Consider the following 14558-nt stretch of genomic DNA (forward strand, 5'->3'; position numbering starts at 1 on the left):
GGCGTTCTCGTGACCGATGAGGAGGCACGCCTTGGCGGATGGCAGTATACTGAATTTCCCGGCTCTGGTCCTCAATGCCGATTTCCGGCCGCTATCCTATTTCCCGCTCTCTCTATGGTCCTGGCAGGATGCGATCAAGGCGGTCTGCCTGGACCGCGTAAGCGTGCTGGACGAATATGACGTGGAAGTTCATTCCCCCCGGCAGACATTCCGCCTGCCCAGCGTGATCGCGCTGAAGGATTTTATTCCCGCGGCCCGCAAGCCCGCCTTTACGCGCTTCAACGTCTTCCTGCGCGACAATTTTTCCTGCCAGTATTGCGGAGAACGCCACCCCACGCAGGAACTGACCTTCGACCATGTCATTCCCCGTTGCAAAGGCGGGCGCACAAGCTGGGAAAACGTCGTGACCGCGTGCGGGTGCTGCAACCTGCGCAAGGGCCCACATATGCCCAAGCAGATCGGCATGATCCCGCGCCGCCCGCCGGGCCGCCCCACATCATGGGAATTGCAGGAAAACGGGCGGGCCTTCCCGCCCAACCACCTGCATAAAAGCTGGTGCGACTACCTGTACTGGGACACCGAACTGGAAAGCTGATCCATCGGGGGGGCACGGCTTGGCTCGCACGTAAAGCACGAGCCCCAAGCGCCGTTACGGGGAGTGTGAAGCTTCGGCTTTAGCGCGTGTAGCTGTAGCCGTGTTCATCCGCCATTTGCTGGAGGTCGGGCGCGCCCTTCAGGTTCAGCGGAATGGGCCTGGCGTTCTTTTCGGTCAGGACAAAGCCGTTATTGGTCATGCGCGCGCAGGTATTCGCGGCCAGCGGAAAGCTGAGAAACATCGGCCCCGCCATTTGCTTGCGCAGGCAGGAAACATCGCTCTGGGTCGGGATTCGCCCGATTTCGGACGAACAGCCGCCAAGTGCCACGCCGCCGACTGCCAGCAGCCCCAGGCCCAATCTTTTGATCATATGCGTCACCGACCCGCGTACCTTGTTTTTAGCTCTTGCCATGCCGCCAGCCGCCGCCGCCGCCGGACCTGAAGCCGATCCGCGCAGCGCCACGGTTGTCATGGCAGCGATTTATCGTGCCACGTCCGGCCTGCGCCGACTAGGGAGCCTGTAACACGCCCCCGTTCCGCGTAACGCATGGCAGCACGTATTAGCACGCACGCCGCATGCCCTCCCGGCATGCAGCCCGCATGGACCAGCCGCCCTTGCTGCGGCACGCGCCTGTTCAGCCGACTTCGTAGCCCGCACCACGGATGGCGTTGCGAAGGGAGGAAATGCCCGCCCGGGCAGGATCGTATGTGACCTTGACCTCGTTGACCGCCAGATTCACGTCCGTGTTTTCAACACCGTCGATCGCGGCAAGGGCGCGTTTCACGGCGGATACACACCCGTCGCATGTCATGCCGTCAACCATAAAGCTTGCCGTAGTCAAGGCCATTACGTGTGCCTCCTTTGTATGGAATAAACCAGCGGATTATCGTTCCGTACCCGCTTGGACCGGGCTTTTCAGTCTTTCATAGCGCATCCGTGTTCCCTTACGAAACCCTGAAATACCTGCCCCGCATAGAAGTGGCGCGTGATATAAGCACGCCATGAGCCCAGTTTGCACGCCACCCAGCCCCGTCAGCACCTGGCAGGATACGCCCCTGCACAGGCTGATGCTGACCGCCCTGATCAACCAGTTCGAAAACAGGCTGCTGAGCAGCAACAGCGCGACCCTGACAATCGAGCAATGGCTGCTCGACAACGGATTGCGCGCCTCCCTGCCCCTGCGGGCCGAACGGTACGAAACCCCGCCGCGCCCCTGCCCCGCCCCCTATCTGGCAGCACTGGGACTGGACGGATCAAACGCAAACCCACCGGCCCAAATGCAACCGGACCCGGGGGATGGGCATCAGGGCTATTCCCCTGCCAGCACCCTGCGCCACCGCACCATAAGGCTTGCGGCGGACGGGCGTGTCTTTTCCCAGGCGGAAAACTGGTACCGGCCCGATCTGCTGAGCGAGGTCATGCGCCACCAGCTCGATACGACCGATATTCCCTTTGGCCATATCGTGCGGCCGCTGGCGTTTTCGCGGCAGTTGCTGCTGCGCGAGGGCCTGTGGTCGCCCCTGCCCGATGGCTGGCAACATGGGGCGTTCCCACCGGAAACGGGCCAAGCGCTGGACCTGCCGCCCTATCTGTTCCGCCATGTGGCGGTGCTGCGCACGGGGGGCGGCGTTCCTTTCAGCGTGGTGGTGGAAACCTACACGCCCGAGACCATGCGCTTCGCACCCCCGGTGCTACCGGCCTGCGCTATGCGGTAAAGGGCATAGCCGCCGGATTACCAGCGGCAACTCAGGGCCCAGGGTGTCTCAGACCTCCGCCCCCATGCGGGTTTTATCGACAAACTGTTCCGTATCGTCATCCAGCGCACGGGACCGCCGCCCGCCCGGGCCGTGGACATACAGATCCTTGCGGTCGATCGAGGCCACGACATCGGGCTGCATGGGCATGAGATAGCGGGCGGGACGCTGGTGGTCGGCCAGTTGCAGGTCGGGGTTGAACACCGAATTGAACTTCCACAGCATCTTGACGAAATTGGTCTGGCCGTTGCGCAGCAGCCGGGCGGCGATACCCGCCGTATCCTTGAGCGCCTGCCAGCCCATATGCTTGGTGTTTAGCACCTGCTGGGTTTTCACCAGTTCCTCGTAAAATTCGGGCAGGGGCAGCTTGGTGGGCAGTACGGCGTGCTGGATATCGAACAGGCGATAATCGCGCGTGGTCAGGCGGCGCGCTTCCTTGTGCCAGATTTCCGTGCCCGGATAGGGGGTGGTGACCGACAGATTGACGATTTCGGGAATTTCCAGGCACCATTTGCGGATGGTCTCGAACCGCTCGCGGTCCCAGGACGGGTCGGCAATGATGTTGATGGCCACGATCAGCCCCAGCGAGCGCGCGTAATCCAGTGCTTCGAAATTCTTGTCGGCCGAGACACGCTTGCGGAACTGCTTGAGCCCTTCCTCATCCACCGCTTCCATGCCGATAAAGATGTAGGACAGGCCGATCTCGCTCCAGACCTTGAACACCTCCTTGTTGCGCAGCAGCACATCGGCCCGGGTTTCAAGGTAGTATTCCTTCTTGATCCCGCGCTTCTTGATCTCGTTGGCAATGGCCATGCCGTGTTCTTCATGCACGAAGGCCACGTCATCGACGATGAAGATCCCCGGCTCGGTGATTTCTTCCAGTTCGTCCGCGATCACCTGCGGGCTGGCTGTACGGTAGGACCGGCCATAGAATGTCCAGGCGGAACAGAAGGTGCAGTCCCACGGGCAGCCGCGTGCGAATTCGATGGAGGCGGCGGGGTCGAGCGTGCCGATGAAATACTTGTTGCGGTGGCGCAGCAGGTCGCGCGCGGGCCGCACGGTATCGAGCGATTCCACAAAGATGGGGGATGGGCCTTCGCCCGCCAGCGTCACCACGCCGGGCACTTCCAGAATGTCACCGCCCGCCTGCATGGTGTCGAGCAGAAGGCCGATCGAGGCATCGCCCTCCCCCTTGAGGATGCAGGTAATCGTGCCTTCGGCCAGTTCCAGCACGTCCCTGGCAATGAAGGAGACGGAATGCCCGCCCACAACCTGGCGGATGGTAGGCATGCGGTAATGCGTGGCCCGGCACAGATCAAGGATTTCGGGCACGTTGGCCAGGTAGTTGCCGCCATAGCAGACCACGTCGGGCTGGAAATCCTCCAGCATGCTCCAGTAGTCGTCATGCGTTTCGACCTGCAGATCGATCATCCGCACATCGTGCCCCGCCTGCCGCGCAGCCCCTGCCACCAGTTCCAGGCCCAGGGGCTCCAGCCGCAGGAACACCTTGGTGTACATCAGGGCACTTGGGTGAACCGCCAGAACTTTCATGACATTGCCTTTCTACCTGCGCAGACGGGCCGGACAGGTTCGGGTCGTGTCGGATACCGTGCGCATTATAGTCCTTATTTGCGACAATTATATTAAGAATTCGCCAGCTTTGTCCTGCCCGGTCAGGCGGCACCACCCATGCATGCCCCCGCCACCCCGCGCCCGCAGCGGGGGAAAACAGCCGCAAATGCCGCCGCGCATAAAAAAAGGGCGTCACCTGCATGGCAGGGACGCCCGAACCGCACCTTGAGGGAACGGTGTGACTTACGGCAGAATTTCGGTTTCGGCGAAAAAGAAGCTGATTTCGTTCGCCGCGTTTTCAGCGCTGTCGGAACCGTGAACCGAATTCGCTTCGATGCTTTCGGCAAACTGCGCACGAATGGTGTGGGCTTCGGCCTTCTTGGGGTCGGTCGCACCCATGACGTCACGGTTCTTGGCAACCGCGTTTTCACCTTCGAGAACCTGCACGACAACGGGGCCGGAGATCATGAAGGACACCAGGTCGTTATAGAACGGGCGTTCCTTGTGCACGGCGTAGAACGCACCGGCCTGCGCGGGGGTCAGCTGCATGCGCTTCTGCGCGACAATGCTCAGCCCGGCATCTTCGAACACGGCGTTGATCTTGCCGGTCAGGTTGCGGCGGGTCGCGTCGGGCTTGATAATGGACAGTGTACGTTCTTTTGCCACGGGGGGCTCCTTTTATTGACTGGTCTGCCCGCCTTGGAACGGCGGAGGATCACGCCCCATCTAGAGCATATCGGCGCGGGCTGGTAGGTACTTGGCTGCATGTAATGCACGATTCCATCAGAAACGAGAGTTGCGTTGAGCCTACTTGTCATCTCAGACCTGACCCTGCGCATGGCAGGCCGCCTTTTACTGGACCATGCCAGCCTGTCGGTGGAGCCGGGCCGCAAGATCGGGCTTGTGGGCCGCAACGGGGCGGGTAAATCCACGCTGCTGGCCGCCATTGCGGGCGATATCGCACCCGATGGGGGCGAAATCCGCCTGTCGTCGCGCGCGCGCATGGCCCGCGTGAAGCAGGAAGCCCCGGCCGATGGCGCGTCCCTGCTGCAAACCGTGCTGGCGGGCGATACGGAACGCACATCCCTGCTGGCGGAGGCCGAACACGCAACGGACCCGCAGCGCATTGGCGAAATTCACGAACGCCTGCGCGCCATCCAGGCCGACAGCGCGCCCGCCCGCGCGGGTTCCGTGCTGGCGGGGCTGGGTTTCAGTGCCGAGGCGCAGGCCCGCCCGGTGTCGGATTTTTCGGGCGGGTGGCGCATGCGTGTCTCGCTGGCCACGGCGCTGTTCCTCGAACCCGACCTGCTGCTGCTGGATGAGCCGACCAACCATCTCGACCTTGAAGCCACACTCTGGCTGGAAGACTGGCTGCGCCGATTCGCAGGAGCAGCGCTGATCGTCAGCCATGATCGCGGGCTGCTGGATTCCTGCGTGGACGCCATCGCCCATCTGGATCGCGGCAAGCTGAGCCTGACCCCGGGCGGGTACGAGAATTTTGTGCGTATCCGCACGGAGCAGGCTCTCCAGCAGGCGCGGCATGCCGAAAAGATCGCAACACAGCGGGCCCATATGCAATCCTTCGTGGACCGCTTCCGCGCCAAGGCCACCAAGGCCCGCCAGGCCCAGGCACGGCTGAAGGCGCTGGAAAAACTGCCCGTTATCGAAGCGGTGGTGGAAGATGCGGCGACCCAGTTCGCCTTTCCCCAGCCCGATCCGCTGCCCCCGCCGATCCTGAGCATGAACCAGGCCAGCGTGGGGTATGACGGGCGCACCGTGCTGGCCAACCTGTCCCTGCGGCTGGACATGGAAGACCGCATCGCGCTGCTGGGGGCCAACGGCAACGGCAAATCCACCCTGGTCAAACTGCTGGCCGGGCGGCTGGCCCCCATGACCGGCACGGTGGAACACAACCCCAGGCTGAAAGTCGGCTATTTCGCCCAGCACCAGGCGGAGGAACTGCGGCTGGCCGAAACCCCGATCGACCACATGGCCCGCGCCCTGCCCCGCGCAACGCCCCCGGTGGTGCGCGCCCAGCTTGCCCGCTTCGGGCTGGACGCCGATCGGGCGGAAACGCCGGTGCGCGACCTCTCGGGCGGGGAAAAGGCCCGCCTGCTGCTGGCCCTGGCCACGCGCGATGCCCCGCAACTGCTGCTGCTGGACGAACCGACCAACCACCTGGACCTGGACGCGCGTGACGCCCTTATTCGTGCTTTGGCCGATTTCGAAGGAGCCGTGGTGCTGATCAGCCACGACCCGCACCTGGTGGAACTGGTGGCGGACAGGCTGTGGCTGGTGGGCGATGGCAAGGTCACCCCCTTCGAGGGTGACATGGTGGAATACAGAAGCTGGCTGATCGAACATAACCGTGCGGCCAACCGCCCCAAAACCGATGCTACCAGCCCGCTCAGCCGCAAGGATGACCGGCGTGAACGGGCCGAGGCCCGCAAGGCGCTGGCCCCGTTGCGCAAGATCGTCAAGGATGCCGAAGCCCAGATGGCCAGGCTGGCAGACGAACGCCGGAAACTGGAGGCCGCGCTGGCAGACCCCAAGCTGTATGAACAGGGCAAGGCGGCCGAGGTCACGCGGTTGAACACGCGGCTGGCCGCGATCAGCCGCGAACAGGCGGAGGTGGAAGAACGCTGGCTGGCCGCCGAAACCGAAATGGAAGAAGCGCGCGAGGGCGAAGGCTGAACGCAGGCGGGCCGGGAATTCTCTTTCCCCGCCGCAAAGGCGGGGGATAAGACTCTGTAAAAGATTGTTCCGATATAAAGATTATCTGGCCCCGCACGCTACCGGGCACGGCGTGCAGCCGTTATACAGCATGTCTGTTTGTGAAAGAATTTTCCCGCATGGCTTCCGACACTCGTGCCGCTTCCTCCCCCAGCCCATCTACGCCCCCTGGCAAATCCTCCGCCAGTCCGGACAGCGAAACAGCGATACAGGCCCATTTCCTGCGCATTTTACGCCTGACACTGGGCGCGCTTGCCATTGGCATGCTCGTCTGGCTGCTGGGCGACGTGCTGATGGTCATTTTTGCCTCCGTACTCTGCGCGGTGGTGCTGCATGGGCTGGCGCGCATTCTGGTGCGCCATCTTGGCCTGCCCCATGGCTGGGCGCTGTCGATTGTGGTGGTGACCATTCTTGGCATTGCAGCCCTTCTGGCCTGGAACAGCGGCCCCGCCATCGCCAACGAGGCCGTGCGCCTGCAAGAGGCCCTGCGCCAGCAGGAAACCGCCTTGCGGGGCAGTTTGCAGAATTCACCCATGGGGCAGGTTATCCTGAAATACCTGCCTGCATCCCTGGGCGGACAGCAGACGGGGGGTGATAACAGCCTGGCCTCGCTTGGCTCACGCATTGCCGGGTCCATGACCGGCATACTGGGCTCGGCCTTCGGGGCGATCGGCACGATCGTGGTGGTGCTGATCGCGGGGCTGTATTTCGCCATGTCTCCGGCCAGCTATGCGAACGGGCTTTTGCGCCTGGTCCCGCAGGATAACCGCCCCAAGGTGCGCGGCCTGCTGCTGCGTGCGGGCCGGACGCTATGGGCCTGGGTCGCGGGACAGGCGCTGGACATGCTGGTAGTGGGCACGCTTTCGGGGATCGGGCTGTGGTTTATCGGCGTGCCGCTGGCCCTGGCATTGGGCGTGCTGGCGGGGCTTTGCAACTTCGTGCCTTATATCGGCGCGATCATGGGGGCCGTGCCCGCCCTGCTGCTGGCCCTGTCCCTGGGCACGCGCGAGACCATCATGGTAGCGGCCCTTTACGGCGTCATCCAGTTCCTTGAAGGGAATGTGCTGGCCCCGTTCATCCAGCGCCACGCCGTGCAGATGCCCCCTGCCCTGACCGTGCTGTCCCAGACCCTGTTCGGCGCCATTCTGGGCTTTCCGGGGCTTATTCTGGCGTCCCCGCTTACGGCCGTACTGCTGGCCATTCTGGACGGGCTGACCCGGCCTTTGTCCGAAACGGACCGGCTATGATCCGGCCGACATAGAGGTCGTGACAACAAAGTAGGGATACCGTAAGGTTTTCGTAACACTAAGGGAGTTCTAGAGGACGATGTATGCGTGTTCTTCTGGTTGAAGATGACCAAACCGTTCGGAATTTCATAGCAAAAGGCCTGACCGAGGCCGGTCATCTGGTCGAACAGGCGCCCGACGGCAAACAGGGCCTGGCCTTGGCCACCACCGAAAAATTCGATGTCATCGTTCTGGACCGCCTGCTGCCCGGCGGGGTGGACGGGCTGCATATCCTGGCGACCCTGCGCAATAGCGGCCACAACACTCCCATCCTGCTGCTTTCAGCCCTGACGGATGTGGAGGACAAGGTGGCCGGGCTGAAAGCGGGGGCGGACGACTACGTCACCAAGCCGTTCTCCTTCGTGGAACTGCAAGCCCGGCTGGAAGCACTGGTCCGTCGCAACCGCAACGAAGCCCAGCCCCAGACCCGCCTTGCGGTAAGCGACCTGGAAATAGACCTGCTGTCGCGCAGCGTGCTGCGGGCGGGCCGCAAGATCGACCTGCAACCGCGCGAATTCCGGCTGCTGGAATTTCTCATGCGCCATACGGGGCAGGTGGTTACCCGCACCATGCTGCTTGAAGGGGTCTGGGATTACCATTTCGACCCGCAGACCAATGTGATCGACGTGCATATTTCGCGCCTGCGGCAGAAAATCGACAAATCCTTCGACCGGCCCCTGGTCCATACCGTGCGCAATGCGGGGTATATCCTCCAGGAGTGACGCAGCGCCCCTTACCCCAAGCAGCCTCCCCCTGCTTTGCCCGGCCCTTGAGATGCAAAGGCGCCGGCCCCAGGCGGGGCCGCTGAAACCCCGGCAGGGCGGGGCGCGTCAAAAAAACGTCAAAATTCCGCTTTAGTGTCAAGGACATGCGACAGGCCGTTGTGTCAGGCGTTGGATCTGCGCATGTCATGTCCCTCAGCCGGGCTGGGGGTGAAAGACTATCGGTGCACCAACCGGCAATACGGTTGGCCGTGGCGCGGGACTGTGTGGTGGAACAGGTGAGCAGGACATAGTGCCGAGCGTGCCATTTCCCCTGGCTGAGCCCACCCGCCTGCGGAGCGGCATTTGTCGATCATGCGGGCGGTATGGGGTGTGAGAAGATCTGCACGCCCGCGAATGCGCCGATCGTCTGCAATAAGGAATAATGAACTGATGTTTCAGACCCGCCCTCTTTCAAAACGCTTTTTCACTTTCACGCTTATGGCCCCCATGTTGCTGGCGGGAGCCCATGCGGGGCTTGCGCACGCACAGACCGCCCCCGCGACCACCAAGCTGGAGATCAGCGCGCAGGGAAGCGTTGAAGCACCCCCTGACCGCCTGACCGCGACATTCCGCGCCCAGGCGCAGGACAAGAACGTGGCCACCGCCCAGCAGGCTGTGAACGCCCAGATCCACCAGGCGACGGAACAGGCCAGCAAGGCCGAAGGGGTGAGCAGTGCGGTGCTGGTTTACGGGGTTTCCGAAACGCGGCCCGACAAGAACACCACGCTGTGGACCGCGCGGCAGGTCTTTACGTTGACGGCGGCAAACGGCAAGACCCTGCTCCCACTTGCGGGGCAGTTGCAGGGGAACGGGCTTATTCTGGAACAGCTCGACTGGTCGCTATCCCCCGCCCAGCGGCAGACATTGTTCTTGCAGGCCGAAAAGAACGCCATTGCGGATCTGAAAAAACAGGCCGAGGCAATGGCTGCCTCGCTGGGGCTGCATGTGCTCCGCTTCGAGCATGTCAGCGTATCGGAAGAAAATTCTCCCCGGCCGATGCCTGTCATGTTCATGGCGGCCCGTGCGGCGGATGGACCCGCGACGCCGCCATCCAGCACGGCTGAAACCCAGACCGTCCGGGCTGGCGCTACCGCCACGGTCCTGCTTGCGCCGTAAACAAAAAAAACCGCTTTCCAGCCTTGGGCCGGAAAGCGGTTGCATGACGCCCGCAGACAAGACGGGTGCCGCCCAAGCCAGACCTGCCGGGCTTGACCCGGCAGGTAAAGCCCGAAAGGCCCGATATCAGCGGGGTGCGAGCACCATGATCATCTGCCGGTTTTCAAGACGCGGCATCTGTTCGACCTTGGCCTGTTCGTCCATTTCTGTCCGAATCCGCTCCAGAACCTTGATCCCGAGTTCCTGGTGGGCCATTTCACGCCCACGGAAGCGCAGCGTGACCTTGACCTTGTCACCTTCGCCAATGAAGTTTTTGACCGCACGCATTTTGACCTGGTAGTCGTTCTCGTCGATATTCGGACGAACCTTGACTTCCTTGATCTCGATGACTTTCTGCTTTTTCTTGGCTTCGTTGCGCTTTTTCTGCTGTTCGTACTTGAACTTGCCGTAATCAAGAATTTTTACGACCGGGGGCTCGGCGTTGGGGCTGATTTCCAGCAGGTCCAGGCCCACGCTGTAAGCACGCATCAACGCATCGCGCACGGTCATGACACCGGCCATCTCGCCTGTTTCATCAATCAGGCGGACCTGTGGCACACGGATTTCTTCATTGACTCGCGGCCCTTCACGGCTGGGCGGCGCGGGGAACGGGGATCTGGCTATGGTCAGCTCCTGTGACTGATTACAAAAACAAACAGAAGCACCAAAGGGTGCTTCCGCTTAACGCTATTATGTGCGCAATTTTCCGCCGCTTATCAAGCAGCGTGAAAGAAAAACCCAGTCATTGCAGCAATGCCACAGTGCTGCAATGCGACAGCACGCTTACACATTTTCGCGCAAAGGGGCTTCACGCAGGTCGGGCGGGGTGGCTTCGGCCGCCAGCAGGGTTGCGGCTTCGGCCAGGGTCAGGTTCGTCTGGTCCTGGCTGCCCAGCCTGCGCATGGCCACTGTTTTTTCCTCTGCCTCGCGGCGGCCCACAACCAGGATGACCGGCACGCGGGCAAGGGAATGTTCGCGCACCTTGGCGTTGATCTTGTCGTTGCGCACGTCCGCTTCCGCCACCAGCCCCTTCGCGCGCAGCGCTTCTGCCACTTCCTGCGCATAGGGGGCGGCATCGCTGACGATGGAGGCAACCACGACCTGCACGGGTGCGAGCCAGAGCGGGAAGCGTCCGGCATGCTGCTCGATCAGGATCCCCAGGAAGCGTTCGAAAGAGCCCAGAATGGCGCGGTGCAGCATGACCGGACGGTGCTTGGCCGAATCCTCGGCCACGTAGCTGGCATCCAGCCGTTCGGGCAACACCAGGTCCACCTGCAGGGTGCCGCACTGCCAGTCCCGCCCGATGGCGTCACGCAGCACGAATTCCAGCTTGGGGCCGTAGAAAGCCCCTTCGCCGGGGTTGTGCTCGTATTCCACGCCAGCCACGGCGCAGGCTTCCTTCAGGGCGGTTTCGGCCTTGTCCCAGACCTCCTCGCTGCCGGCGCGCTGCTCCGGGCGGTCGGCGAATTTCACCCGCACATGCTCGAAGCCCAGGTCCTTGTAGACATCGTGCAGCATCTGCACGAAGCGCACGGTTTCATCCGCGATCTGGTTTTCGGTGCAGAAAATATGCGCGTCATCCTGCGTGAAGCCGCGCACGCGCATGAGCCCGTGCAAAGCACCCGACGGTTCGTAGCGATGGCAGGCCCCGAATTCCGCCATGCGCAGCGGCAGTTCACGGTAGGACCGCAGGCCGTGGCGGAAAATCTGCACGTGGCACGGGCAGTTCATGGGCTTGAGGGCAAGGGTCTTGTCCTCGTCCTCCACCGTGGCGATGAACATGTGGTGGCGGTATTTGTCCCAGTGACCCGATGCCTCCCACAATGCGCGGTCCACAAGCTGGGGGGTGCGCACTTCCTGGTAGCCGTGGCGGGTCTGCATGCGGCGCATGTAGTCCTGCAACACGGTGTAAATGCGCCAGCCCTTGTGGTGCCAGAACACTTGGCCCACGGCTTCTTCCTGGAAATGGAACAGCCCCATTTCACGCCCGATGCGACGGTGGTCGCGCTTTTCGGCTTCCTCCAACTGGTGCAGATGCGCGTCCAGTTCCTTCTGGTCGCGCCAGGCGGTGCCATACACGCGGGTCAGCATGGGGTTGCGATGATCGCCCCGCCAGTAGGCCCCGGCCACCTTCATCAGCTTGAAGGCCGTGCCCACGTCCTTGGTGGTGCGCAGATGCGGGCCGCGGCACAGGTCGAGCCAGCGACCCTGCCGGTAGATCGAGATCTCCTCGCTTTCGGGCAGGTCACGGATCAGTTCGGCCTTGAAGGATTCGCCACGGTCCTCGAAAAACCTGATGGCTTCGGCACGCGGCCACACTTCGCGCGCGAACGGTTCGGCACGGGCCACGATCTCGCGCATTTTCGCCTCGATGGCCGCGAAATCCTCGGGCGTGAAAGGCTCGGCACGGTAGAAATCGTAATAGAAGCCGTTTTCGATGGACGGGCCGATCGTCACCTGCGTGCCGGGGAACAGGTCCTGCACCGCTTCGGCCAGCACATGGGCCGCATCATGGCGGATCAGTTCCAGGGCTTCGGGGTCCTTGCGGGTAATGAAACGCAGGGCCGCGTCACGGTCGATGCTCTGGCGGATGTCGCACAGCCTGCCATCGACCTCCATGGCCAGGGCCGCCTTGGCAAGACCGGGGCCGATCGCTTCCGCCACCGTCGTACCTGTCACCGGTCCGTCAAAACTGCGAACAGAACCGTCAGGTAAAGTGATAGCGGGCATCAGATATGGCTCCGGGCAAAAAGAGGGAACGAGAAAACGAACCTGCTTAATGGCGCTACCAGAGCGCGGCTGCAACCCTCTGTACGGGCAGGAGCGCCAAATCGCGCACCCACAGCACCCTGACCTGCCCCGGCTCGCGCCCCATGGGGGCAGCCAGGGCGGGGTCTCCCAGCCGGGAAAACAGGGCCAGACAGCGGCAGCCCATCATGGCGGCAAGGTGCAGTGGGCCCGTATCGTTGCCCACCGCCGCCCAGGCATGGGCCGCAAGCCCGGCAAGGTCTGGCAGGGTGGTACGCCCGACCAGGTCCAGCGCTTGCGGGCAAATGGCCTGGATTTCCGCCGCCAGGGGTTTTTCAGCATTGGTGCCTACGATCACGGGCCGGATACCGCGTGCGTGCAGGATACGGGCCAGTTCCCCATAGCAATGGGCGGGCCAGCGCTTGGCAGCCCACTGGACGGAGGCCCCCGGAACAAGCAGGGCATAAGGCTGGGGAAGGGTCACGCTGGCATGCGCCGCCAGCCAGTCCATGTCGGGTTCGGGCACGTGCCCGAGTCCGGCCATGCGAAGCTGGTCGCGCTGGCGGGCATGGGTGTGCATATCGTTGCGCCACGGATTGGCATGGGCAAGGGATGCGCCCGCCACATGCCCAGACCAGCCCGCGGGCCGCCCCGCCAGCCTGAAATACCGCGCCGTGCGGCCCGAGGTCTGCAGGTCGAAAACCCTGTCATAGCCGCGCAGCCTGCGGCGCAGGGACAGCAGGCCGCGCCAGTCCAGCCAGCGGGGGCGGGTATCTTCCTCCACCGTGTCGAACCAGGGCGACAGGCGGGCCAGTTCCATGAAAGGACGGGTTGTCAGCAAGGTGATCCGGGCCTGCGGATAGGCCCGCCGGATAGCCTGGAACGGCCCGAAACTGTGAACGAAATCCCCCAAGGCCCCCAGGCGGATCACAAGAATGCGCCGCACCGGGTGCCGAGCATCCACCGCCCCAGCACCTTGCTCCGCCGCATGGACGGCGGTCATGGCGAATCCGGATCGGCGGCCATGACGGCCAGGTCCTGGCGGGCCAGGTCGCCTTCATGGCTGTCGGGGGCCAGGTCCAGCACCTGCTGCCAGTCCTTGCGCGCGCCCACCGGGTCGGCCTTGCGTTCGCGGATAATGCCGCGTTCGAGCAGGGCGGCAGGATTGTTCGGCTCGATCTCCAGCGCGTGGCTGACGGATTGCAACGCGGCGTCCAACTGCCCCAACTGGCGCTGGGCCGAAGCCAGCAGCACATAAGCGCGCGGATCGGCATTGGGGGCATGCGCAAGCAGGGCCAGAAGGCCGGCGGCTGCCTTCTCGGCCTGGTTTTGCGCCAGCAGGGCGCGGGCCCGGGCGATAAGCAGGGTTTCATCCTGCGGGGTAAGTGTCAGGCCGTATTCCGCACTGGCCAGCGCGCGCCCCGCCTGACCGACGGAAAGCCAGGCCTGCGCCGCTTCTTCGGCCAGCATGCCACGCAGGGCGGGGGTGGCCAGTTCGGCATGGCTGTCGGCAGGGGCATGGGCCAGATCGTCAAGTTCCTGGGCGGCGGTGTCTTCCTCCCCCACGTTCAGCAGGGCCAAAGCATGGCAGTGCCGGGCATCGCGCCCGCCGCCCCCGCCCAGCCAGTCCTGCGCGTAGTCACGCGCGCCAAACGGGTCTTCGCCCACCATGGCCATGCATGCAGCCATGGACCAGTTGCGGTTCTTGCCACCCGCCCCCCCATGCCCGCGCGGCACCGCCAGCGCGGAGGATGCCTGCGCGAACAGCGCCGTCCCGGCCATGATACCCTTGATGGCCAATGAGAGCGAAAGTGTTGAACGGGGGAGCAGGCGGCGGCACATACCGCATCCATAGCAGAAAGCAGGCAATGTAGGTCAAGCTGGGTCGGGCGGCCCGCCCCATTCGCAGCGCCCCGGGCCCGGCACCTGTGGTGCAAGGGCCCAAAAACG

The 14558-nt window shown here is 63.5% G+C and carries 14 protein-coding genes; 6 read left to right on the plus strand and 8 right to left on the minus strand.

The window, feature by feature from the left end; genetic code table 11:
* The first annotated feature begins 31 nt into the window (after positions 1-31).
* Positions 32-595, plus strand: a complete 564-nt coding sequence (locus tag J2D77_RS15795) for an HNH endonuclease (protein WP_207847409.1) — start codon at positions 32-34, stop codon at positions 593-595.
* 79 nt (positions 596-674) lie between these two features.
* On the opposite strand, the gene J2D77_RS15800 is transcribed toward J2D77_RS15795, so the two are convergent.
* Both J2D77_RS15800 and J2D77_RS15805 read right to left on the minus strand, forming a co-directional pair.
* Positions 675-965, minus strand: a complete 291-nt coding sequence (locus J2D77_RS15800; RefSeq protein WP_207847411.1) for a hypothetical protein — start codon at positions 963-965, stop codon at positions 675-677.
* A gap of 265 nt (positions 966-1230) precedes the next feature.
* On the minus strand, positions 1231-1443 hold the full coding sequence (locus J2D77_RS15805) for a heavy-metal-associated domain-containing protein (protein WP_207847412.1): 213 nt from the start codon (positions 1441-1443) through the stop codon (positions 1231-1233).
* Between the two features lie 154 nt (positions 1444-1597).
* On the opposite strand from J2D77_RS15805, the gene J2D77_RS15810 reads away from it, so the two are divergent.
* The gene (locus J2D77_RS15810) at positions 1598-2311 is read left to right on the plus strand and encodes a hypothetical protein (protein ID WP_207847414.1); all 714 of its coding nucleotides are present in this window, start codon (positions 1598-1600) and stop codon (positions 2309-2311) included.
* A gap of 48 nt (positions 2312-2359) precedes the next feature.
* Here the strand turns inward: J2D77_RS15810 and hpnR are convergent, their stop codons facing one another.
* Both hpnR and ndk read right to left on the minus strand, forming a co-directional pair.
* Complete coding sequence (gene hpnR / locus J2D77_RS15815) at positions 2360-3901, minus strand: hopanoid C-3 methylase HpnR (RefSeq protein WP_207847416.1); 1542 nt, start codon at positions 3899-3901, stop codon at positions 2360-2362.
* Between the two features lie 264 nt (positions 3902-4165).
* Positions 4166-4588 carry a nucleoside-diphosphate kinase gene (gene ndk / locus J2D77_RS15820; RefSeq protein ID WP_207847417.1) on the minus strand — a complete coding sequence of 141 codons (423 nt, stop codon included), beginning with the start codon at positions 4586-4588 and terminating at the stop codon, positions 4166-4168.
* 135 nt (positions 4589-4723) lie between these two features.
* Here ndk and J2D77_RS15825 point away from each other — a divergent pair, with 135 nt between their 5' ends.
* The 4 genes from J2D77_RS15825 (at position 4724) to J2D77_RS15840 (ending at position 9821) form a co-directional block, all read left to right on the plus strand.
* Positions 4724-6616 (plus strand): ABC-F family ATP-binding cassette domain-containing protein, encoded by a 1893-nt coding sequence (locus tag J2D77_RS15825; protein ID WP_207847418.1) that lies wholly within the window; start codon positions 4724-4726, stop codon positions 6614-6616.
* A gap of 158 nt (positions 6617-6774) precedes the next feature.
* Positions 6775-7902 carry an AI-2E family transporter gene (locus tag J2D77_RS15830; RefSeq protein WP_207847419.1) on the plus strand — a complete coding sequence of 376 codons (1128 nt, stop codon included), beginning with the start codon at positions 6775-6777 and terminating at the stop codon, positions 7900-7902.
* 83 nt (positions 7903-7985) lie between these two features.
* Complete coding sequence (locus tag J2D77_RS15835) at positions 7986-8663, plus strand: response regulator transcription factor (protein ID WP_207847420.1); 678 nt, start codon at positions 7986-7988, stop codon at positions 8661-8663.
* Positions 8664-9095: 432 nt separating this feature from the next.
* Positions 9096-9821, plus strand: coding sequence for an SIMPL domain-containing protein (locus J2D77_RS15840; protein WP_407927111.1), 726 nt, complete (start codon positions 9096-9098; stop codon positions 9819-9821).
* Between the two features lie 126 nt (positions 9822-9947).
* Here J2D77_RS15840 and infC read toward each other — a convergent pair whose 3' ends face one another.
* From infC to J2D77_RS15860, 4 genes are all read right to left on the minus strand, one after another.
* Positions 9948-10484, minus strand: coding sequence for a translation initiation factor IF-3 (gene infC / locus J2D77_RS15845; protein WP_207847462.1), 537 nt, complete (start codon positions 10482-10484; stop codon positions 9948-9950).
* Between the two features lie 159 nt (positions 10485-10643).
* Positions 10644-12590, minus strand: a complete 1947-nt coding sequence (gene thrS / locus J2D77_RS15850; protein WP_207847421.1) for a threonine--tRNA ligase — start codon at positions 12588-12590, stop codon at positions 10644-10646.
* A gap of 55 nt (positions 12591-12645) precedes the next feature.
* Entirely contained in the window at positions 12646-13611 is a 966-nt protein-coding gene (locus J2D77_RS15855; RefSeq protein ID WP_207847422.1) for a glycosyltransferase family 9 protein, read from the minus strand.
* Complete coding sequence (locus tag J2D77_RS15860; RefSeq protein ID WP_230975881.1) at positions 13608-14450, minus strand: tetratricopeptide repeat protein; 843 nt, start codon at positions 14448-14450, stop codon at positions 13608-13610. Before J2D77_RS15860 ends, J2D77_RS15855 begins: the two co-directional genes overlap by 4 nt.
* Between the last annotated feature and the right edge of the window lie 108 nt (positions 14451-14558).

The organism is Acetobacter garciniae, assembly GCF_017377735.1.
GTDB lineage: Bacteria > Pseudomonadota > Alphaproteobacteria > Acetobacterales > Acetobacteraceae > Acetobacter > Acetobacter garciniae.

Bases quoted from the DNA above. Each gene is read 5' to 3' on its own strand.
- J2D77_RS15805 (WP_207847412.1), bottom strand. From the start codon at position 1,443: ATGGCCTTGACTACGGCAAGCTTTATGGTTGACGGCATGACATGCGAC.
- hpnR (WP_207847416.1), bottom strand. From the start codon at position 3,901: ATGAAAGTTCTGGCGGTTCACCCAAGTGCCCTGATGTACACCAAGGTG.
- J2D77_RS15810 (WP_207847414.1), top strand. From the start codon at position 1,598: ATGAGCCCAGTTTGCACGCCACCCAGCCCCGTCAGCACCTGGCAGGAT.
- J2D77_RS15855 (WP_207847422.1), bottom strand. From the start codon at position 13,611: ATGACCGCCGTCCATGCGGCGGAGCAAGGTGCTGGGGCGGTGGATGCT.
- J2D77_RS15800 (WP_207847411.1), bottom strand. From the start codon at position 965: ATGATCAAAAGATTGGGCCTGGGGCTGCTGGCAGTCGGCGGCGTGGCA.
- thrS (WP_207847421.1), bottom strand. From the start codon at position 12,590: ATGCCCGCTATCACTTTACCTGACGGTTCTGTTCGCAGTTTTGACGGA.
- J2D77_RS15860 (WP_230975881.1), bottom strand. From the start codon at position 14,450: ATGTGCCGCCGCCTGCTCCCCCGTTCAACACTTTCGCTCTCATTGGCC.
- J2D77_RS15830 (WP_207847419.1), top strand. From the start codon at position 6,775: ATGGCTTCCGACACTCGTGCCGCTTCCTCCCCCAGCCCATCTACGCCC.
- J2D77_RS15835 (WP_207847420.1), top strand. From the start codon at position 7,986: ATGCGTGTTCTTCTGGTTGAAGATGACCAAACCGTTCGGAATTTCATA.
- J2D77_RS15840 (WP_407927111.1), top strand. From the start codon at position 9,096: ATGTTTCAGACCCGCCCTCTTTCAAAACGCTTTTTCACTTTCACGCTT.